Below are 21,474 nucleotides of genomic sequence, written 5' to 3'. Positions count from 1 at the left end.
GCATTCATCTTTGAAAACTAACCTTGCTGTTGGTCTAATCAAAGAGATGCAGCATCTGTAGTAGGCAGAATATGACAACTAAGTCAGGAAGCATGCTATTTAAGCAATAACCTTATGGTTTTGCAAGGAGGGAAAGAATTATCCTTCGCTAATTATTCTTAATCTTATTTTAGCACTAGGATATCTCAATTAAAAATTGTAATAGAAATAAATAAAAAAATATGCTTAGAACACTTATAAAAGTGTTTCTAAACATATTATACGAGGAGGAATTAAATGAATGAAAATAATATAATGAATAAAGACAAGATATTACAGTTAGTTCAGGAAAATAGAATTGATACTGTCATAGTTTATGTTAATGACAACTCCAATATTAATCGTTCTCGTTTCGTTTCAATAGACCACTTTTTATCGAAGGTTATAGATGCTGGACTAGGTTTATCATCAGCTGTTTTTTCATTCGATACTAAAGGAGAATTGAATAATGATATTGGCAACGGATATCTTGGCGGTTTTCCTAGTTGGATAATTAAACCCGATATATCTACTTTTTCGGTAGTACCATATTTAAATAATACAGCAAGAGTAATAGGTGATTTGTATTATTCACCAAGTGTTCCTGCAGAGATAGCTCCTAGAAACGTTTTAAAAAAAGTAATATCTCTATATAAGGACGAAGGAATTATTATTAAAGGTGCTTTTGAATTTGAATTTTTTATTTTTCAAAAAAACTGTCAAAGCGATATAAATCCAATATTTGGTGGTAAACAATGTTATTCTGAAGTGCATGAATCAGGTATGCTTGAAATTTTTAAGGACATTATGCATAATCTATCAGAAATAGGTGCAGGGCCTGAAATTGCAAATACTGAATATGCTTCAGGACAATTAGAAGTAACGAATTCTCCTTTCTACGGTGTGGAGATCGCTGATATGGCAACATATTATAAGATGAGCATTAAAGAAATAGTTAAAAAGAGAAATTTAATTGCTTCCTTCATGCCTAAACCTAAAGTGGATCAAAGCGGAAGTGGTGCACATTTACATATTTCCTTTTATGATACTAATGGTAAAAATCTATTTATTGATGAAAAATCCCCAGATGGTCTATCTAAGCTATGCCATAATTTCATTGCAGGACAGTTAGAGCACGGAAATAGCATGTGCTGCCTAGCAAACCCTACAGTTAATAGTTATAAAAGATTGCTGGAATATAGTTTCGCTCCAGCTACAATAACATGGGGTTATGAACACAGGGGGGCTATGATAAGGGTACCCTTCAGTAGAAATGAGAATACTAGAATCGAAAACAAACTACCAGGTTCAGATACAAATCCCTATATTACATTAGCAACAATTTTAGCTGCAGGCTTAGATGGGATTAAGAATAAAATGAAACCACCAGAGCCATGTAATGGCTATACTGCTTATGAAAGCAAATTTGATAAATTGCCTAATTCTTTAATAGCTGCTGTAAATGAGCTTAAAAAAGATACCTACTTCAAAAGTATTTTGGGAGAAGAATTTATTAAACAATATATTTCTCTCCGTGAATTTGAATGGAATAGATATTCAAAACATATTAGTGATTGGGAAATAGAAGAATATTTGGAACAAATTTAGGACAAAAATGGATTAACCACTAACCCAAAATTCAGAAGATATGGGACATGTAATAAACTGCTCTTTTCTGGTTCTAAATTTATTTAGATTCTTATCAGAAAAGAGCAGTTTGTTTCTCAAAACCATAGATTGTTTTATTCTATTTTGTTTTGCTTGGATGAATTATTCCTCGTTTTTTCCCGATAACATAACATTAACCTCTTCATGAGGGCGAGGTATAACATGAACGGACAATAGTTCTCCAACACGTTGTGCTGCCGCTGCACCTGCATCTGTTGCAGATTTTACAGCACCAACATCACCACGTACCATTACTGTCACAAAACCTCCACCAATAGTTTGTTTGCCAACTAAAGTAACGTTCGCAGCCTTTACCATAGCATCTGCTGCTTCTACAGCACCTATTAATCCTTTGGTTTCTATCATTCCTAGTGCATTATGTTTCATTGTTTTTTCTCCTTTCTATTATTCAATAATTTTTATACTCGATGAAGATTGAACTCCTAAGGCATTAGCTTCTTCAACATCTATATGACACTCTAAAGCAGAATTCTCAGAAACACGTATTAGAACATGATTAAGAATACCACCACGAGGTCCATCCACTTCAATTTTCACAACTTGTTCATTTTCTACAGAAAAACGCTTAGCATCTTCAGGATGCATATGAATATGACGCTGTGCCACAATCACGCCTTCTGTCAATTGTATTGATCCTTTCGGACCTATAATCGTCAATCCTGAGGAACCTGAAATATCGCCTGATATTCTCACAGGTGCTTTGATGCCTAAGGCAAAACAATCCCCTGATAATATCTCTACTTGTGTTTGAACACGGGCAGGACCTATAACACGTACTCGTTCCAAAGCTCCCTTAGGACCACATAGTATAACAGTTTCTTTACAAGCGCACTGTCCTGGTTGGGCTAGCTCTTTGTATGGAGTTAATTGATAGTTCTCACCATATAAAAGAGAAACGTCGCTTTGACTCAAATGAACATGTCTATTGGAAATTCCTACAGGAATTGAAGCAGATGAAGCAGGAGTGTTTTTATACATATGTTCATTATTTAAATCATCAAGTTTTATTAATTCTAAAAGTTTTTGATAAATTAAATCTTGTTTTTCCACATTGGTCTCCTTTCATCTAGCATATTATAGTTTTTCCTATACCCTAAGATCGCCAATGGCTCTACGAATAGCGCGCATTAAAATCTCATCACTGAATAAATTACCTTCTAATGAATCCTTTGAATCTGTAGAAGTTTTGCTTGATACATTAATCTTCAGTTGATTCCACAGATCATCATTTTCAACAGTATTAACGGTCTCTTTAGTTCCAAAAGCTATTTTCTTGATATTGATTAAATGCTCAGGTCCAACATTTTCAGACACTGAGCTACCACCACAGGTACCACAACCTAAAGTAAAGGCAATACCTAAACCTGTTGTTAAACCAGAGCCACCTGTTGAACCACCAGAATTAACTACGATTCTAGAAGCAGGTTTTACTGAAAACTTCAATACAATCTTCGGATTTTCTGTGTGAATACTAAGTGTATGCCCAAGCCCATGATCCAGCAGATCATAACAAAGATCGCATGCTTCTTGCCAATCCTCCACTGTATAGAAACCAAGCACCGAAGTTAATTTCTCATAGGATAAAGGATATCCTTTGCCAACTCCGTCTTGTTTTCCAATTAATACTTTTGTATCCTTTGGCACTTCAATGCCAGCCTTTTCAGCAATGACAAGTGCTGAGCGTCCAACACAATCAGCATTCATGGTATAATTTTTTCCACGAAATAATACTTTACAAACTGCATCCGTTTCTTCTTCACTCATAAAATAGCCGCCCTGAGCTTTCAATTCTGCAACAACAGCATCATGATTACTTCTTTCACAAACGATAGATTGTTCGGAAGCACATATCGTACCGTAATCAAATATTTTGCTTGCAATAATATCCGAAACAGCTTTTTTAACATCCGCCGTTTTTTCAATATATGCTGGTGAATTTCCTGCACCAACACCTATGGCTGGCTTTCCTGAGCTATATGCAGCTTTCACCATTCCCGGACCACCCGTTGCAATAATCAAACTAACTTCATCACAGTGCATTAATTCATTGGTTGCTGCTAGAGTTACTTGGTAAATACAATCAATAACACCTTTTGGTGCACCAGCTTCTTCCGCTGCTTGAGCCATAATCTCTACTGCTTTTGTTGTACATTTTACAGCAGATGGATGAGGTGAAAAAATAATGGCATTGCCCGCTTTTAGTGAAATGATACTCTTGTAAATCACCGTAGCAGTTGGATTTGTCGAAGGAACAAGTCCTAAGATAAGACCCACTGGATGTGCAACCGATATGATCTTTTTTTCTGCATCTGTGTTGATTATCCCTGATACTTTTTGGTCTTTTATCTGTTCATATAGTAATCTTGATGCCATATGGTTCTTATACGCTTTATCAGTAGGAACACCAAAGCCAGTCTCCTCTGTTGCCATTTCTCCCAGTAGTACAGCATTTTCTTCTGCTAACTTTACCATGTTCACAATAATTTTATCGATCTGTCTATCAGTAAGCTTCTCCATTTTTTTAGCAGCTTCCAAACCCCGACGCGCCTTATCTCTAGCCTCTTGTATGGAGTTTAAATCAAAATCTAAATTCTTCATAATTAATCATCACTACTTTCTTGTTCATTCTTGTAATATTTCTTAAAACCATCTAGAATTTCTTGTTTTCTGGCTTTAGATATATTTGGAGCAATACTTCCTTGCTCATACATTCCGGCTAGTTCTTTCAACTCCACTACCGTCAATTGATTTATTTTCTTCATAGTTTCTTCAATGCCCATTTGTTTGTAAAAATCATCGGCCCATACTTTATCATACTTCTCTGGATCTTCTTTTTTATCTTCCGTCTGTTCTGGAACAACAGAAACTTCTATTTCTTGAATTTTTTCTCTTTCTTCATCCTGAACAAGAACTTCCTTAGGCGCTTCCTGGATTGTTTTTTCTTGCTCAGTGGAATCTACAGATTTTTCTTGCTTAGATTCCGACTCTTTTGGGTTCGTATCCCAAACCAAGGCTTTCGGCTTTTCTTTCTTTAGCAAAGTTTCATACAGTTGTAAGTCAGGACGAGGTATGACGTTTTGAGCTTGGAGCCCATTTTCATCAATGGCCAAAACAGCTGCTACACCGCTGTCAACTGCTGTGGTAACTGCACTTACATCACCTTGCACAACTATCGTTACCAAACCTGAACCGACATACTCATGTTTAAGTAATGTAACATTTGCAGCTTTTAGCATGGCGTCCAAAGCTTCAATGCCTGAAATGAGCCCTTTCGTTTCAACTATGCCAATTGCTTTCTTGTTTCCCATATTTACCCTCCTGTCGTCGTTTAGCAAAAGTTAAATAATACAATCGCCATCAATAATTCCAATCACTGCAGCATCAATGGGAACATCATCGTTTCCTACCATACGACGTGCGGATGAACCACATACCACTAGTACACGATCTCCTATCCCTGCACCTATTTGATCAACGACGACCATTCTCTGACCTGCTTGTGTACTACCTATAACCTCTGCCAACATTAATTTGTAACCTTGTAATCGATCTGCTTTTCTTGTTGCCCACACATTGCCGATTAGTTCTGCGGTAATCATCTACCATCCTCCTTTCCACTTTTACGTATTTCCTGGATGGCAATTTCTACTGCTTCCACTGACCCAAAAATGGCAAGAGTCGTCATCGTCGTTGGACAATTCCCACGAATATCTTCAACACATACATCCGCAGTTTTTTCTGCAATATCAGCAGCATACAACATATCCATGATTTTTCCTTGTAATAGTCCAACGGCTCCAAAATCATGAATATCTTCCAACTCCATCGATGAAAGACGGCGTTGTATTATGCGTAAAGTACCAGTACTCGGCGCTTTTATAATTCTTATATCCATTATGAAGCCTCCGTTTCCTTTAAGCATTGTAAAGCAATGCCTAAAGGCGTTACAAATAATGGGTTATCCGGCTTATAAGTTGCTATACCAGTAGATTTTTCTATAATTTTTTCAATACCTGTCAAACAACTTGTACCACCAACTAAATAGATATTTTTAATGTCATATGGTTTTGCATGTTCCATTATAATAGATGCTACTTTTTCAATCACCGGTTTCAAAACAGGTACTATTTCTTGATGGCTCTCCTTTTTTCGCTTGAATTCTTCAGCTTCTTCCAAACTCATCTGATACGCCCCTGCGAGAGCGAGTGAAAAATGGTGTCCACCAGTAGCTTCATCAGCAACATAAACGACTTTTCCATCCTTAAGAATGGAAATCCCAGTAGTCCCCCCACCTATATCAACAATAGCGCCGTCCTCAATTTTCAATAGAGCATTTGCAGCCGAGGGCTCATCAAAAATACCAGCTATCTCAAACCCTGCACCTTCAACCACGTTTTTCACAACACCGCCATCAACAGACATGGTACCCGGAGGTATGGCTGTAGCAGCATAATGAAGAGAGTGCCCAAGTTTTTCTTCCAATTCTTCTTTCATTTCTTTGACAATACGAACTGCACCGATATAATCGACGACCATACCATCTCGAACAACATTTGACCAACGATATGCACCCGCCACAGGCTTTTTTTCTTCATCAAACACAGCAATCGCTGTGCAAGCTGTCCCCAAATCTACTCCTATGTAATACTTTTGGGCATTCTTTTTTATGAGCTTTTTTAGGCTTTTTTCGAATAAAGCGACGATATTGTTACAATATTCAAAGCGCTCTTGTTGCTCTAACATATTGATCCTCCTAATATGCTCATCATTGTTCTAGAGATATGATGGAGCATTTTCATTAATACAATAGACTGTTCTTCATCTAAGACATGCTCATATTGATGACAGAAGCGTCGTAACATATGATATAGCACATTTAAGCTCGTTGCTTCTCTTCCTTTCGGAGCCAGTGCAAGGTCTTTGTTCATGCTGCAATCAACTTGGTGTGAAAAAATGTTCTGGTCTAATTCTGAATTCGTATTTGAAGACCAAGGTAATTCGGTTAAGCCCTTTTTTTCTTCCACTGCGAGAAGAACAGAAACCCATTCAAAAACTTGATTTGCTAATAATTGATCATAGTCATAAATGGTTCTTGCTTTTTCTAAAAAATTAGCTCGCAGTAATTGATGATCTAGTTGTAAATTGAGAAGAGCTTCTTCGTCCTTTTTTTGAGTTTCTAGACTATACGCTTGCATTTTCTTAAAGTCCCGTTCTTTTGAATCAACAATCGAAATTTTATGATCCAATAAAAACTGTCGCCCCCCCGGTGTCAAGCGTGTATTACCATCTAAGATATATTCTTTAAAAGGTGCTTTTCGATATAATCGTCGTAGTTCTTCTTCAGTCATAAAGATCATCATCGATATCCTCCTTTACTAAAAGCAAGGAAAATTGATTCGATGTCCTCTTGAGTTGGCTCTCGTGGATTCGTTATGGTGCAATTATCCACCAAGGTTTGTTTTGCCATTTCAGGAATTGCTTGTTGCAACTCTTCACTCTCAATCATGAGTGCTTTTAATGAGCTGTCGATACCTAACGCTTTCGTAAACTTTTTAAGCTGTGAAATTAAATTATGAACCTTGTTTTTATTTGTTCCACCGCCAATACCTAGTTGTTCTGCAATGGTCGCATAACGAATACAAGTTTTACTTTCCCAAGGTTGATCTAAGCTCGCATTATAAGCAATTACAAAAGGCAATAGTACCGCACAAGATTTTCCGTGGGAAATGTTAAAGTGTGCCCCTAAAGTATGGGCCATACTGTGACAAATACCTAAAGCTGCTGTGTTAAAAGAAATACCTGCCATGCAAGAAGCATTTTGTAGCTTCTCACGAGCTTCTTTACTGTCTCCATTGCGAACCACCTCTGGCAAATACATCCAAACAGTACGTATGGCTTTTTCCGCAAAAGCGTCGGTGAAATCGGAGGCCCCTGTTGAAACATAAGCTTCGATAGCATGAGCAAAAACGTCCATGCCAGTGTCAGCCGTTATAGTTGCAGGAACCGTCATAGTAAACTGAGGATCTAAAATCGCAATATCAGGTAACATAAGCTTGCTGCTAATCGGATGCTTGCTACAATCTTCTGGATTCGACACAACAGTTATATTCGTAACCTCACTTCCGGTACCACTGGTCGTTGGTATTGCAACGAACAGTAGTTCTTGACCGTATTTTTCATTATATACATATAACATAGCTTTTGCTGTATCAATAGAGGAGCCACCACCAAAAGCAACAATACTGTCGGGCTTGTAATTTCTCATAGCTTCGATTCCCTTTGTAATCGTCTCAAAGTCTGGGTTTGGAACGACATCACAAAAAATTGATGTTTCTATTCCGGCCTCCTGCAAGAGTTCATCCACTTTGTCAACAATATGCGATTCATAGAAAAAAGAATCTGTAACAATCATGCTATGTTTGACATTCAATTGCTTAAGGTTTTCTAAAGACTGTTCTCCAAAATAGATATCTGTTTTTAAATGAAACTTCAAGCGGTTTCCTCCTTTCTTATTTTATTTTCAATATCCTATCAAATCTTTTTGTCGTTTTTTAAAGCGTTATTTTATCCTTGTTGATATGCTTTTACTTGTTCTATCAATTTTTCAATTCCCGTACCTTCCAGTAATGATATATAGTGAAAAGGTGGTTTTATGCCAGCAGAAATTAATTCTTGTTCGCAAGCTTCTTGATGCTCTTTACTTGCAATGTCCACTTTGGTAATTACACCAATCAATGGAATTCTAAAAGAATTTGCAAATCCAGGAGCATAGCTTCTTTTACGTTGTTCTGGATCTGAAATCATAATGACACAATAAGCATCTTGCTGTGCCGCAATTAAATGTTGATGCATCCATGGACTTTCAAGATATGCTCCAGGTACATCTAAGGTGTATTTTCCATAAACCATATTTGGGGTTCGTTTCGCCGGACCCTCAACACCATTTAGTATATTTGCTAGGGATGTTTTCCCAGATTTTCCTGGACCCAAAATCATTACTCTCTTTCTTTTCATGATTTCGTTACCGAGCAAACACTAAAACCTAGAGTATTTTTGAACTGTTCTACAATCGTCTCAAGTGATGTTTTAACACTTTGAACGTCTCCACATAGTACGACGGATCCCGTAAACCTATCGAGAAAACCGATGTTAACATCAGCTGCTTTCGAACCCATATCTGCTGCGATCATAGAAGTTTCATAGGGGGTTAAGGTTAAAATACCTATAGCCCCTTTATAATCAATACCTAATGATTCATAAATTTCTGGCACTGGAGATGCAATAACATGAGCTAGTGTGATCTGCTTTCCGGGTACCGATTCTTGTATTACCCGGTGCATCTTTTCGCTTGCTAAAAGATCCATATATATTATCTCCCTACTATCCTATTTTTTAAATCTTCAGTGGATTATCAGCCACATATTGAACCGCATTACCAAATGCTTCTGCCGCTGTTATACACGCTGACTGAGAGCCTGTTAAAAAAGCACCTCCACAGTTTGTTGGAGAAGGTGGTTCAATATAATAGCAAAGTTCCACATCTGCCGCTTTCATAGCTGCATCTAATGCATAAAAGAATTCTCCAGGATAAGCAATTAAATACGCGATTGCTTGTCCTTCAGGAATTTCAGCAATATTAGACAGATAAGATCCTGTTTTACTAATGGTATGGGCCATATACGCTATCGTATCATCGTCATTGCAACTAACAAAACGTGGAGCATTAGCTGCTTCAAATACATCCGTAACTACCTGTAGACCAGAATGAACTTCTGCAGGTGTTGGACCAGAGATAATGCAAACAACTTCACCAGCTAATAAACCTGTTGCATTAGCTGCGCCAGCATAGAAGGTTTCCCCATATACACCAACAACATTTACTTTTTTCGTCGCCTCATCCATCGCAATATAGGCTACATCATCACAGTCTGACGTGAAAACACCAATACTTCTGTGACCTTCAGGTAAATTTAATTTTTCTTGTAAAGCATCAGTAACATTAGGAATAAGTTTCATGCTTAATAATTTCCCTAGTATAGCGTCGTTTTTCATTTTCTCCTCCCTATCTTTTCTTTTAATTACGAAGAAATTTTTTTATAGGAGTATGCACGATCCATGTACACTTTAACCCCTTTGGAAATACCGCTAAGTCACCTTCACCAAGAGACACTTCTTTGCCATCATACTTTACTGTAGCGCTTCCTTTAGTGATGAGACAGGTTTCATCTGTTTCATAATAATAATCAAACTTCGTGCAATCAGACTCCCAGGTATCAGCCCATTGCATATATTCACACTCTTCTTGTAATGCTCTTCTTACAAATATATCCATATTATCAACTCCTAACTATTAACCTGTACTTCATCTGAGTTTTTCATCATAATCATAGCTACAATTACTGCGAGAATACCTCCCAATAACTTTGCAGCAATCAAAGGAAATATCTGTTCCTCCATATTTACTGAAGCATACGCTAAATGATCACCCAGTGCAAATGCTGCCGGCACCATAAATGCAATCGCCATAACCTTTCCTCTTGGCGGCATATCTTTAACTTGAGCAAGCATCGGTAAACTATTAGCTACACTTGCAATTATTCCACTGATTGTTTTGTCATTAACTTTAAATAAACTGCCAAAACGTTGTAATGGCTTATTAAATGTTTTCGTAATGAAATGAACAAGTGGATAAGCACCTGCCAAAGTGATCCCTATGATACCAACCACTTCTAATTGTGGACCAATAGGTGCCATCCCTTCAATAATGACAATGCCCGTTAATTCAGAAAAGATAGCAATGGCTAGTGAAGCATGAACCACAAAGTTGATAAACTTTGCAAATACTGAAAAACCTTTCATCATTCCATTGGGTATGACAACTAGACCAATTACTAAAAGAATTGCCAAGACTAAAGCCGGGATTAAGTTTTTTAAAATCACATCGACTGCCAGCCCCATCATAATGCCTCCAATAAATGACGCAATCGGAATGACAATTACACCACACATAATACCTTTGGCAAGATAAGGGCTATCTTCTTCGGATAAAATCCCCAGCGCAACTGGAATGGCAAAGGTGATACAAACCCCCATCATAGATGCGTAAATCCCGCCTGAAAAGATTGCTATTTGAGGATTTCCTGCCATCTCTTGAGCAAGAGGGTAGCCCCCCATATCAATCCCAAGAAGAGACCCAGCCAACATTGACGGATCGGCACCAATAGCTTCAAATATCGGTCCAAATACTGGTAATAAAGCTTCTCCTAAAACAGGAGCCAAACACATAAGCCCGACCATAGAAGTTGCCATGGTACCCATAGCAAGCATTCCTTCATCAAATAACGAACCATAACCAAATTTATTGTTTAATATTATTTTATCAGTCACTGCCCACAGCATGAATACAGCCATGATAAACATGATTACTTTACTAACCATAGATCTAATACCAATCCTCTCTCTATATATTAACGAATTGAAAATCCATCCGTCATTGTGCAACTTCGTTTTCGAGCAAAGTCACGAGCACTAGTTACACCTTCACCACTAATATTTGCTATTGTAAAGCTTGTTTTATCCTCTCCATTCAATCCAATACCTGCTAACGAGGAACCATTTTTAATAAAAATAGAAGTTTGCATTATTTTTGCTGCCTTATTCATACGAGGAATCGATTGGGAGTGTATGATTGCCGTATGGCGTAAACCTTGTTCCATAAATAGTGCCGTTTCCAATGCCTCCTCAAATGTTTTTTCTGTTACGAGCGGTACTAAAGGCATTAACATTTCTTCAGTCACAAAAGGATGTTCTTTAAAAACCTTCACAACTATAAGATTTATTTTCCTGTTACATGTAATATTGGCAGATGTTAAAATTTCATTTGCACTTTTTCCTTGTAATGTACGATTCATGGTTAAGTTTTGCTTTAATGTGGCTTTTGCTAATTGGAAGATTTCTTGCTCCTTTTCCACATAGTACACATTTTGTTTTTTAATTTCTTTCACAAAATCCGGCAATATTTCATCTACAAGAACTATATTTTTTTCTGTAATACACATACTATTATGGTCAAAAGTAGCGCCGTCAACAATATCCTTTGCTGCCTTTGCAATATCCGCCGTCTCATCAACTATTGCAACAGGATTCGCTTTTCCTGCAGCAATCACTCGTTTCGAACTCTGAAGTGCTCGCTTGTTCATACTTCGACCACCTGTCGCAACGATTAGTGAAACATCGGGATGATTAATGATTTCATCAGCAATGCTTTTCGCTGATTTCGACAAAGTAATAACTAAATTTTCTATTCTACAAGTTTCAAAAATTGCTTCATTAATTAGTTTTGTTACGTACATAGAGACCCCTATACATCTTGGATGAGGGATGTTAATAACCACATTTCCTGCTGCCAACATACCTAATACATTATTAATCAATGTTGCTGAGGGATTTGTGGATGGATGAATCGCACAAATAACACCATAGGGTGAATATTCATACAGTGTCATCCCACTATCTCCCGTAATTACTTCTGTCGTTAAATACTCTACTCCCGGAGTTTTACTCAAAGCTAATACGAGCTTTATAATCTTATCATTAACATTTCCAAAACCTGTTTCTTCTAGCTCCTTTTCAGCAATAGTAGCAACATGAGGAGCTATTTTATTACAAATAGCAGTAAATATTTCTCTACGAGCATTTAATGTCAAATCAGAATATGTCTCATATGCTTCCCTAGAAGCACGAACTGCTTGTTCTGCTTCATTGAACATATCATGATCAGGAGTCTTCGTAGGTGAGTTCTTATAATTCAATTTCACGTCAACCTCCTTCCTAGTTAGCACCAAACAATATTTATTCCCAACTCAGCTGCACGCTCTTTGGCTAACAAAGTCAAAATATCTCCTTGTTTTAAGCACAATTCTTTTTCAAACACGGCTTCCTCTTTCGATGAAGCTAATTTTTCTATATCTTTCAAGGTAATCACTTGTTTCTTTTTATTTAATAAAGCTGATGACGACTCTTTCTTGTTCTTCATTTTGCATAAAGTATCCATCTCAAAACAAATTCCAAATGCTTTTACTTCCTTAATATAGGACTCTATCTTTTGTCTATAAGCAAATAACTCCTTTCCTGTGAAAAAAGAAGGAGTCAATTGCATACATACAGACTGCCCATAACGAAGAGATTTTGCTACCCAGCGGCTAACAAAATCATCTTCGATACAAAGGGCCACTTTTGCTATCAGGCTTGGTGTTTCTACTGGAATAATTGTAGTAAAATCGATATTAGGGAAATCAATTCTTTCCTGCAACTCTACTGAATAACCTATCCATTCCGACGGAATAGTTTCGGGCATACTAGATACTGCAATAGTAATCTGATATTCCTTATCAAGCTGTTCCAGTATTTTTTTTACCAAATCCTGATTATTCCAGTTATCCGGTAGTATTAGATAAGCATTTGGTAAAATGGATTTATTCTGTTGTTTGTGTTGTAGTTCTTGTTGTACTCTAGCAATCACTCGTTTAACTAATTCGTCAAACTTTTTTTCATCCATTTATACCTCTCCATTTCGTTCTTACTTATTTAAAATGCATCTAATTACTTTTTTGAAAGGATGCCTTCTACTTCTGTATGAGGACGAGGAATTACGTGAGTAGAGATTAATTCACCTACAGCTTGTGCTGCTGCTGTTCCCGCATCTGTTGCTGCTTTTACTGCACCAACATCACCTCTGATCATTACAGTTACAAAACCACCACCGATTTTTTCATAGCCTATTAATGTAACATTTGCAGCCTTTACCATGGCATCTCCTGCTTCAATAGCTCCAATTAATCCTTTTGTTTCAATCATTCCTAATGCGTCTGAACTCATTATGATAACCTCCTATATTTTTTAAATTTTATGTATATTTTTATTCTGAATATACGAATAATTCCTTAACCGCCAATCAGACACTTAAAACCATATTGCTCTAAGATGTCTTTAAATATCTCTACATCTTCTGCATGAAGCTCTTTTATTTGGCCCATTGGATAGTCACGATCCAACAGTTTATATTTATTTTCACCATATCTGTGATACGGCAAAATATGGATAGTATCTACACCTGACAAGGTCTTAGCAAATTCAGCAATTTTACGAAAATCTTCTTCAGTTGCATTTACTCCAGGAATTGTCGGTACACGAATTATCGTATTTTTTCCTAATTCAGCAATATGTACCGAATTTTTCCCAATAAGTTCATTATCAACTCCAACATACTTTTTGTGTACATTGGTGTCCCTTGACTTACAATCTAATAACACGTAGTCAATCCATGGTATGACCGATTCAATAGCTTCTGAACTGCCATATCCTGTTGTTTCAATTGCTGTATTCCACCCTTGTGCTTTACAAGCTTTTAGCAACTCCGTTGCAAATTCCCATTGAACCAGCGGCTCCCCTCCAGAAAGAGTGATTCCGCCTCCCGATTTACGATACATAACCGTATCTTTCTTCAATTGGCGAATTACTTCTTCCACTGTGGAAACTTCACCCTTAAGAATAAGTGCGCCCGTAGGACAAACACCTACACACTCTCCACAGCCGACACAAATATCCCGGTGAACATGACCTGGATTTTCTGGTTTTATAGCTCCATGAGGACAAACGTTTGCACACTTTCCACATCTTATACATTCCGATGCGTCAAATAAAACATCTGGAGCTACTCTTTGTGATTCTGGATTGGAGCACCATTGGCAACGAAGAGGACAGCCTTTTAGGAAAACGATGGTTCTAATTCCAGGACCATCATTGACAGAAAAACGCTGTATATCAAAAACTACACCTTTCGCTTTATAATTAATGGATGCCATTAAACTCCTCCTACTCTATTAGTCGAATTCAAAACTAAACTAATAGAATTAAAACGACATTTCTGTACGGTCGATAATATTGTCTTGAACTTCTTCTGCTAATCCAATAAATTGTGCACTGTATCCTGCAACACGGATTACTAAATCTTTATAAAGTTCTGGATGGGCCTTTGCATCTATTAGTGTATCGCGATCAATACAGTTAAATTGAATATGCATTCCTTTACGTTCAAAGTATCCACGAACTAGCGCAGCAAGGTTCAGTAAACCTTTATCACCTGCAAGTGCTGCTTTTGAGAACTTTTGATTGTATAGTGTCCCATTACTTGCTAATGCGTGATCTAGTTTTGTTACAGAGTTTGCTGCTGCTGTTGGACCATTTACGTCTAACCCTGCACGTGGTGAAACACCATCTGCAAGTGGTTCTTTTGCTAAACGACCTGTTGGAAGTGGTCCAACATCTTTACCATAAAGTACGTTTGCAGAAACTGGGTACATACCTGCTTGGTATTTGCCACCACGAGAATTTGTGTGTTTCTCAACTTGTTCACAGTAAATGCGTCCAGCTATGGCACTGAACTTATCAACTTCATCAATATCATTTCCAAATGCATCTGAGTTTCTTAAAATCCGTAAAATTCGATCATACTTTCCACTATTATTACTTACTTGTGGTGCTACATTTTTGCGAATATCAGCGAAGTTTACAGTGGAAGTAGAGCCACTTAAAATAGCTTTTACTGCATCATATATACGATCTTCTACTTCACTATCGACTACTTGATCGCAAGATACGTTACCGTTTTGTTCATTATAATCTTCCCAAACATCTCCTGATTCGATGGACAACTCAGTTGATCCTTTTTTAGGAACTGGATAACCAAAGTTATTATCTAAAGCATCTTTCAACTCTTCCAAAGTGATTGTTTTATCTTTAAAAACGTTCTTTTGTATGCAGTAAAGTGAGTCACCAGCATCAACTACACCAACTCCTTGAGGACCTGAGAAGTTATATAATGCACCACCTTTTTGTACTGGTCTCCCTTTTTCAATACAACCTTCAATAAGTGCTGATTGGAATGGTAATGGTGCTACATCACCATGAGCCGTATCAATACAATTGGTAGTTGCTACCATTTGATTAACAAAATATTCCATTTGCTTATCAAAGGCTTCAATAAAGTCTTCAATGCAAGTAAAACTAGTAATTTCCCCAGTTTTTGGTCCAAGCTGTTTTCCACCAAAACCACGACCATTATTAAGGGTAATATCCATAACTCTTGCTACGTTAAATGCTGCAGAGTCATGCCATCCGTCATACTGATGAGCAATGTCAGGCTCAACGCAACCACTTGGCGTATATGTTCTTGCCAACTTAAGCGGTATACCACGGTTAACCATTGCAGGAATAATAACTTCATCGTTGAATAAGTTTGGCATTCCATAACCCAAACGAATAACTTCACAAGCACGGTACAAGAACTCATCCGGTGTTTGATTACCAACACGACAACCAACAGATGGCATAGGTAAACCTGTATTAGCTACTGCATCTAAACACATATAGCTTAGATCATTCGTTAGGTCATTTCCATCTTCGTCAGTGCCACCAAGGGATAATAATTCAAACAATTGATAACCTGCAAAAGCTTGTGCTGAAACATCGTCTCTGATTTTATTTTGATCGTTAAATTTAACGTATAGACAGTCTAATAATTCTTGTGCGAATTCTTTCGTAATAGTCTTGTCATCACGATAGAAAGGATACATATAACGATCAAATGGACCTGGTGAATAGCTGTGTCCATTCGTTTCAATATTTAAAAAGTTGTGAACGAACCAGAAAGATTGTACAGCTTCCCAGAAGTTCTTTGCACCATTCTCTGGAACATTTTTGCAATTTTCTGAAATTTGAAGCAGTTCTTTTTTCCTTTGAGGATTGCGTTCTGTAAGTGCCATTTCCGCTGCTTTTTCTGAATAACGATGTGAAAAATTAATTGCTGCCGTAAAAGTTATCAAGCACGCTTTGTAGAATTGATTTTTCTTAACCGCCTCTGGATCTTCTTCTTTGATAGATTCCATCGCCTCTAGAACTTCTTTTATAACACCTTTAAAACCAATCTTTAATACTTTTTCATAGAAAACACAAGAATGACCAACCCCAGCGAAAAGATAGTTTCCTACGTTAAATACAGCATGATTTTGTACATCATGATTTGAAGGAGTCATTAGTCCCATCGCATATTCGCTCATCGTACGGCCTTTCCAATAATCTTGTAAACTTCGTACAACTTTTTTGTCTTCTTCCGTAATGGAAAAACGATCGCAGGTACGTGAATCCATCGTCTCTAGTTCTTCTTCAACCCAATCAAAGGAATACTCAACCCCAAGTTGTGATGACCGAGGATTTATGGTTTGAGCACCAACAATAAGTTCATCATCACGGATAACTACCGTTAAGTTATTAAACAGTTTTTCATTTGTTTTTCCACGACGCATAATAGCAGTAAGCCCTTCAGTCTCTTTATATGCTTCAGTTACTAAACGAGCACGTTCTGTTTCAACCATAGGTGTTGCATCTAAAATCATTTTTTTTAATCTTTCCACTCTTGCAGTTGGCTTAGAAAAGCCCTTTCCAACCATGGTATCCATTTGTTGAAAACCTCCCCTTACTATAAGTCTCAATGTATTTTTCCTACCCAAACTGAAGTGTTTATATCCTTTCTTTCTTTACTAAACTAATGAACAAAAGAGAACCCCATATTATATGTACAGCCCCCTCCTTTTAGATTATCTGGCTATCAGTTTTTCCCCTAAATGATTAATCACTTAGTGAAAATCAGCAAGACAATCGTTTTCATCTATTGCAATACTCTTGTGTTCATTTTTGATTTCAAGTGGTTCAATTTTGCATATACATGATTCTGTCTTGTTTTTGGGCGGAAATAAGAGCGTTGATTCGTTATTCTTCAGCCCTCTTTTCAATAGTATACAAAACTTATCCGCAAAATGCAAGCGTTTTCTGAATATTATTTTATTATTCTTCTAATATTGGTTCATATATGGAAATAATTGCTCTTACATGTTTCGAGTTTGAAATGTAATGTTCTAGAAAAATATATATTCAATAAAAGAGGCTACGTCTATTTGATCATTTAATTGACTTAAAAACTTAATCTCTTTTATTTTCTGTATTTAGTTTTGGTTTTATATAAAATAAATGCATTAAGATTTTTACATCTAATGCATTTATAGTTTAATTTTATTTGATTTTTTCATATGATTTTATACCCTACCTATGATGCACTAGATGAACAAAAAATAAATAATGTGTAATAAAGGAAAGGGACACTCCTCTGCAAGACGGTCTAGCTTTCTGAGGAATGTCCCCAATCATATATATTCGCCAAATCGTTTAGATTCGCGCTTAAGTAAGCCCTCTTAGATATAAAAAATCCTCATACCATGGTATGAGGAAACATATTTGAAACCTATTAATTTAACCTAAAATACTATAAAGGCTTGAAATCAACCTATTTCTTCTCTATCAACACAACCATCTCCACATGAGTGGGTTTATGGTCGCTAAGGGATTTAGGTCATATCGTAAATTTGCAAATACACCCTAAACCCTTGATTTCACTACTACTTTATAAGCTCAGCAAAATTGTATATGATTTTAATTTCTTGGTTTTCACCTATTATTATTTTATCTATAAACATATTGACTACTTCTCTGGTTATGATTTCAAAGTTTTTGTATTTGTCAAATAGCTTACTAATTCTATTTAACTCCTCGTGCTGCCTAATTTTCCGATTCAATATGCTTTTTATCTCTATAAGCTTTAATTCTAATTCTTTGCTTTCTTCGTCTAGCTTTGTTGTTGCAAGGTCATAGGCTTCTTTGGATAGCTCGTCTATACTGAATTTGATGATTAGCTTTGATTTTATTTCCTTTATCTCCATTAGCCTTGCTTCATATTTAGTCGGTTTAGCTTTAGTCGCTTTTTCACTGGCTAGAATCTTCTTGTTTAAATTCACTTTGATTTTTTCATAGTCATTGAATTTATTTGCAAATTTCTTCAAGTCCTTTTGTAATATCTCCTTTAGTATACTTTCTTTAACTTTATGTGGAGTACAATGGTTTTTTCCGTATTTCTTGTATGTTCCACAATAATAGGTTTTATGACTTTTTATTAACCAAAGCTTTTTTCCACATTCTCTACAAAATAGCTTGTCACTAAATAAGTGTTTTTTAGGTGTTGCTCTACCTCTGGATTTTTGGCTTCTTTCTTCCATTATTTGCTTTACTAGCATGTACTTTTCTTTGGATATGATTGGCTCGTGGCTGTTTTCTATGATGACCGGCTCTTTGTTTGGTATCCTGTTTTTTGTTGTTATATCCCTTGTTGTTGATACACATTGGCTTAGAACGCCTGTGTAATGGATATTTTTTAGTATTAGCTTTATGGTTGTCCCATGCCATCTCCTACCTGCATTCTTTTTTCCTTTTACTTGGGAAGGGGTTGAGTATTTGGCATTTGTCAGCTCCCTTGCGATATATTCTGTTCCATGTCCATCTATGTACATTTGATAGATTTTCTTGACTACCTCTACTGTTTCATCGTCTCTTGGGATAAGTTGACCCTTATCTATGGTATAGCCATATGGTGGATCGCCCGATAGAAATTCTGACCTAAGTGCTTTTGACCGTTTCGCCGCTTTTATTCTCTTAGATATTCTTCTGCTTTCATCTTCATAAAGCCAAGCAAATAGTCCATATTTACTTATGTCATCTTCTAGGGTATTAATTGAACCATCTAAGCAAACTATGTGAATGTTGTTTGCTAGTATTACTTGTTTGAATTCATGGCTTATCCCAATGTTTCTTGCTAATCTTGATAGCTCCTTTGCTAATACTACATCAAATTTTCCTGCCTTTGCATCGTCAACCATTTCAATAAATCTGGGTCTTTTTGCATGTGTACCAGAGTCAATATCTTTATAAATCTTATAGAGTGTCCAACCTTTTGTAGCTATATGCTTTATAAACATGTCTTTTTGATTTTGGAGTGAAGATTCTTGCTCTATGTTCTTTGTTGATACACGAATGTATATCGCCGCTTTCATTCATCAACCACCTCATTTTTTTCATTATGAGGTGTGATAGTTGTATCTTTATTATATTTATCTTCTTTGCTATTTTCAATAACTTTGTTGGATATATTTTCAAGGTAAAGTTTTAGTATATCTTCAAAGGTGGTTTTACCACTGTATTCTCTAATTATTTTCATTAGTATCACTCCCCTTGATTATTTTTGGGTATAAAAAATCCCCTTATTTCTTTTATAAAAAAAGTAAGAGGATTAGGTTCACGTATTTAGTTGGTTATTGAATAAGAAGAAATAACCGATGGTTATTCGATTCCTATGCTTTTGTGTATTTAGCTATTAAGTAAAGCTTGATAACTAAATACAAAGTCTATTTTCCTTTTAAATATTTATCCATAACTTTATCAAATTCTGATATATATTCTCTGTCTTGTCTAACTCTAAATTCATCATATTCTTTATTGGCTTTTTCCATTGCATCTGCATGACTAATTGTACCTGCATTTGTTAGCACCTTTTGACGATTAAATTTTAGAAATTCGTCTGTTATCTCAATCCAATCCTTCATAGTCATAACATTTTCGTTTAATGCTTGGAATTCAGCATAATCAATGTACATAACTACAATTCTATTAAGTTTATCTAATTCCTTTTCATTTAAATAGTTTTTAGCAACTTTAATATCACTTTTAATAATCTTGTCATTTGGTGAAGCTTTCCATGTTGTTAGTCCCATTGTAGGATGTTTACTATCTGCTCTATCATGTATTATTTCAGCAGCAGTTTTTCCAGTTATAGCATAGTGCATTTTATTTTGTACAAAGGCATAGAATTTTTTTGTTTCATTGGATTTTGAATCATAATCACTACTACACTGTTCAAATACATCTGCTATTTTTTGATAAGCTCTACGTTCTGATGCTCTGATTTCTCTAATGCGTTCTAATAGTTCATCAAAGTAATCTTTTCCAAAGGGTTTACCATTTTTCATCATATCATCATTAATTACAAAGCCTTTTATGATATATTCTTTTAGTGTATTGGTAGCCCAGATTCTAAATTTTGTTGCTTTTTTTGAATTGACTCTATAGCCAACTGCAATAATAGCATCTAAATTATAAAACATTAATTCTCTCTTAACGTTGCGATTACCTTCTTTCCGAACTATCCGGAATTTCCGGATAGTTGAATCCTTTGTTAATTCTCCTGTATTATATATATTCATTAAATGCTCATTGATTGTTCTAGTATCTACATCAAATAACTCTCCCATAGTTTTTTGAGTCAACCAAAAATTTTCTTCTGAAAAATATACATCAACGTTTACTTTACCTTCATCTGTTTGATATAGAATTATTTTATTTTGATTTACTTGATTTTCCATTGGTTCACCTACTTTCACATTGTTCCCTATATGTATTCAACTCTAGAATTAGTACCAGCTCAGTTGTTGCAAAATATGCAACAGTTCACATATGTCCCATAAAAATCTTGTTGTCTCTATTATAATTATTTTTTCTATTTTTTTCAAAGATTTTAAAATATTTAAGCAGCAGGTAGTTAGTCTGCTTCATAAAAGACCTCTATATTCTCTCTCAAATATAGACGTGTATTTTCCTCCCCTCCAGGCAGGCTACTGGTTAGGACTGAGTAGAAGTATCATTATTTGCCTCCTATGGGTCATGGCGATTTATTCTATATAGAACGCATTTATAAATCTATATTTTGATTTTTTGAATAACCAATGTTTCAAGGCTATTCAAGGAATCAAAATATAAAACATTTATTGCGAT

Annotated in this window: 23 protein-coding genes; 1 reads left to right on the top strand and 22 read right to left on the bottom strand. The window is 36.1% G+C overall.

The window, feature by feature from the left end; genetic code table 11:
• Positions 1-276 precede the first annotated feature (276 nt).
• Positions 277-1,626 carry a glutamine synthetase family protein gene (locus B5X81_RS23710; RefSeq protein WP_079495479.1) on the top strand — a complete coding sequence of 450 codons (1,350 nt, stop codon included), beginning with the start codon at positions 277-279 and terminating at the stop codon, positions 1,624-1,626.
• Between the two features lie 162 nt (positions 1,627-1,788).
• Here the strand turns inward: B5X81_RS23710 and B5X81_RS23705 are convergent, their stop codons facing one another.
• From B5X81_RS23705 to B5X81_RS23605, 22 genes are all read right to left on the bottom strand, one after another.
• Positions 1,789-2,073 (bottom strand): BMC domain-containing protein, encoded by a 285-nt coding sequence (locus tag B5X81_RS23705; protein ID WP_079495477.1) that lies wholly within the window; start codon positions 2,071-2,073, stop codon positions 1,789-1,791.
• A gap of 18 nt (positions 2,074-2,091) precedes the next feature.
• Positions 2,092-2,757 (bottom strand): phosphate propanoyltransferase, encoded by a 666-nt coding sequence (locus B5X81_RS23700; RefSeq protein WP_079495476.1) that lies wholly within the window; start codon positions 2,755-2,757, stop codon positions 2,092-2,094.
• Positions 2,758-2,793: 36 nt separating this feature from the next.
• Positions 2,794-4,305: an acetaldehyde dehydrogenase (acetylating) gene (locus tag B5X81_RS23695; protein WP_079495474.1), complete on the bottom strand. Its 1,512-nt coding sequence runs from the start codon at positions 4,303-4,305 to the stop codon at positions 2,794-2,796.
• A 2-nt stretch (positions 4,306-4,307) separates the two neighbouring features.
• Positions 4,308-5,015 carry a BMC domain-containing protein gene (locus tag B5X81_RS28860; RefSeq protein ID WP_079495473.1) on the bottom strand — a complete coding sequence of 236 codons (708 nt, stop codon included), beginning with the start codon at positions 5,013-5,015 and terminating at the stop codon, positions 4,308-4,310.
• Positions 5,016-5,045: 30 nt separating this feature from the next.
• Positions 5,046-5,306 carry a EutN/CcmL family microcompartment protein gene (locus B5X81_RS23685; RefSeq protein WP_079495471.1) on the bottom strand — a complete coding sequence of 87 codons (261 nt, stop codon included), beginning with the start codon at positions 5,304-5,306 and terminating at the stop codon, positions 5,046-5,048.
• Entirely contained in the window at positions 5,303-5,533 is a 231-nt protein-coding gene (locus B5X81_RS23680; RefSeq protein WP_330397444.1) for a BMC domain-containing protein, read from the bottom strand. The genes B5X81_RS23685 and B5X81_RS23680 overlap by 4 nt, the downstream gene beginning before the upstream one ends.
• 68 nt (positions 5,534-5,601) lie before the next feature.
• Complete coding sequence (gene eutJ, locus B5X81_RS23675) at positions 5,602-6,450, bottom strand: ethanolamine utilization protein EutJ (protein ID WP_079495468.1); 849 nt, start codon at positions 6,448-6,450, stop codon at positions 5,602-5,604.
• Positions 6,444-7,067: a hypothetical protein gene (locus B5X81_RS23670; RefSeq protein WP_079495467.1), complete on the bottom strand. Its 624-nt coding sequence runs from the start codon at positions 7,065-7,067 to the stop codon at positions 6,444-6,446. The genes eutJ and B5X81_RS23670 overlap by 7 nt, the downstream gene beginning before the upstream one ends.
• Positions 7,064-8,200, bottom strand: coding sequence for a 1-propanol dehydrogenase PduQ (locus B5X81_RS23665; protein ID WP_079495465.1), 1,137 nt, complete (start codon positions 8,198-8,200; stop codon positions 7,064-7,066). The genes B5X81_RS23670 and B5X81_RS23665 overlap by 4 nt, the downstream gene beginning before the upstream one ends.
• Before the next feature lie 71 nt (positions 8,201-8,271).
• A complete protein-coding gene (locus B5X81_RS23660) occupies positions 8,272-8,721 on the bottom strand; it encodes a EutP/PduV family microcompartment system protein (RefSeq protein WP_079495464.1) in 450 nt (149 codons plus the stop codon).
• A complete protein-coding gene (locus B5X81_RS23655; RefSeq protein ID WP_079495462.1) occupies positions 8,718-9,071 on the bottom strand; it encodes a BMC domain-containing protein in 354 nt (117 codons plus the stop codon). The genes B5X81_RS23660 and B5X81_RS23655 overlap by 4 nt, the downstream gene beginning before the upstream one ends.
• Before the next feature lie 28 nt (positions 9,072-9,099).
• Positions 9,100-9,759, bottom strand: coding sequence for an ethanolamine utilization microcompartment protein EutL (gene eutL, locus B5X81_RS23650; RefSeq protein WP_079495461.1), 660 nt, complete (start codon positions 9,757-9,759; stop codon positions 9,100-9,102).
• Positions 9,760-9,781: 22 nt separating this feature from the next.
• Entirely contained in the window at positions 9,782-10,039 is a 258-nt protein-coding gene (locus B5X81_RS23645) for a cupin domain-containing protein (protein WP_079495459.1), read from the bottom strand.
• Between the two features lie 11 nt (positions 10,040-10,050).
• The gene (locus B5X81_RS23640; RefSeq protein WP_079495458.1) at positions 10,051-11,145 is read right to left on the bottom strand and encodes an ethanolamine utilization protein EutH; all 1,095 of its coding nucleotides are present in this window, start codon (positions 11,143-11,145) and stop codon (positions 10,051-10,053) included.
• A 29-nt stretch (positions 11,146-11,174) separates the two neighbouring features.
• Positions 11,175-12,518 carry an aldehyde dehydrogenase gene (locus B5X81_RS23635; protein WP_244282229.1) on the bottom strand — a complete coding sequence of 448 codons (1,344 nt, stop codon included), beginning with the start codon at positions 12,516-12,518 and terminating at the stop codon, positions 11,175-11,177.
• Between the two features lie 23 nt (positions 12,519-12,541).
• Positions 12,542-13,264 carry a hypothetical protein gene (locus B5X81_RS23630; protein WP_079495456.1) on the bottom strand — a complete coding sequence of 241 codons (723 nt, stop codon included), beginning with the start codon at positions 13,262-13,264 and terminating at the stop codon, positions 12,542-12,544.
• Between the two features lie 44 nt (positions 13,265-13,308).
• Entirely contained in the window at positions 13,309-13,584 is a 276-nt protein-coding gene (locus B5X81_RS23625; protein ID WP_079495455.1) for a BMC domain-containing protein, read from the bottom strand.
• A 65-nt stretch (positions 13,585-13,649) separates the two neighbouring features.
• Positions 13,650-14,570 (bottom strand): glycyl-radical enzyme activating protein, encoded by a 921-nt coding sequence (locus B5X81_RS23620; RefSeq protein ID WP_079495453.1) that lies wholly within the window; start codon positions 14,568-14,570, stop codon positions 13,650-13,652.
• A gap of 48 nt (positions 14,571-14,618) precedes the next feature.
• Complete coding sequence (locus B5X81_RS23615) at positions 14,619-17,222, bottom strand: glycyl radical protein (protein WP_330397443.1); 2,604 nt, start codon at positions 17,220-17,222, stop codon at positions 14,619-14,621.
• 993 nt (positions 17,223-18,215) lie between these two features.
• Complete coding sequence (locus B5X81_RS23610; protein ID WP_079495452.1) at positions 18,216-19,700, bottom strand: recombinase family protein; 1,485 nt, start codon at positions 19,698-19,700, stop codon at positions 18,216-18,218.
• Positions 19,697-19,864 carry a hypothetical protein gene (locus tag B5X81_RS27665; RefSeq protein ID WP_170917579.1) on the bottom strand — a complete coding sequence of 56 codons (168 nt, stop codon included), beginning with the start codon at positions 19,862-19,864 and terminating at the stop codon, positions 19,697-19,699. The genes B5X81_RS23610 and B5X81_RS27665 overlap by 4 nt, the downstream gene beginning before the upstream one ends.
• 187 nt (positions 19,865-20,051) lie before the next feature.
• Positions 20,052-21,065: a virulence RhuM family protein gene (locus B5X81_RS23605; RefSeq protein WP_079495486.1), complete on the bottom strand. Its 1,014-nt coding sequence runs from the start codon at positions 21,063-21,065 to the stop codon at positions 20,052-20,054.
• Positions 21,066-21,474: the final 409 nt, after the last annotated feature.

Origin of the sequence: Maledivibacter halophilus, from assembly GCF_900167445.1 — a bacterium.
Taxonomy (GTDB): domain Bacteria; phylum Bacillota; class Clostridia; order Peptostreptococcales; family Caminicellaceae; genus Maledivibacter; species Maledivibacter halophilus.
Note: the sequence above shows the minus strand (reverse complement) of the source record. Positions and strands in the feature narration are given on the sequence as shown.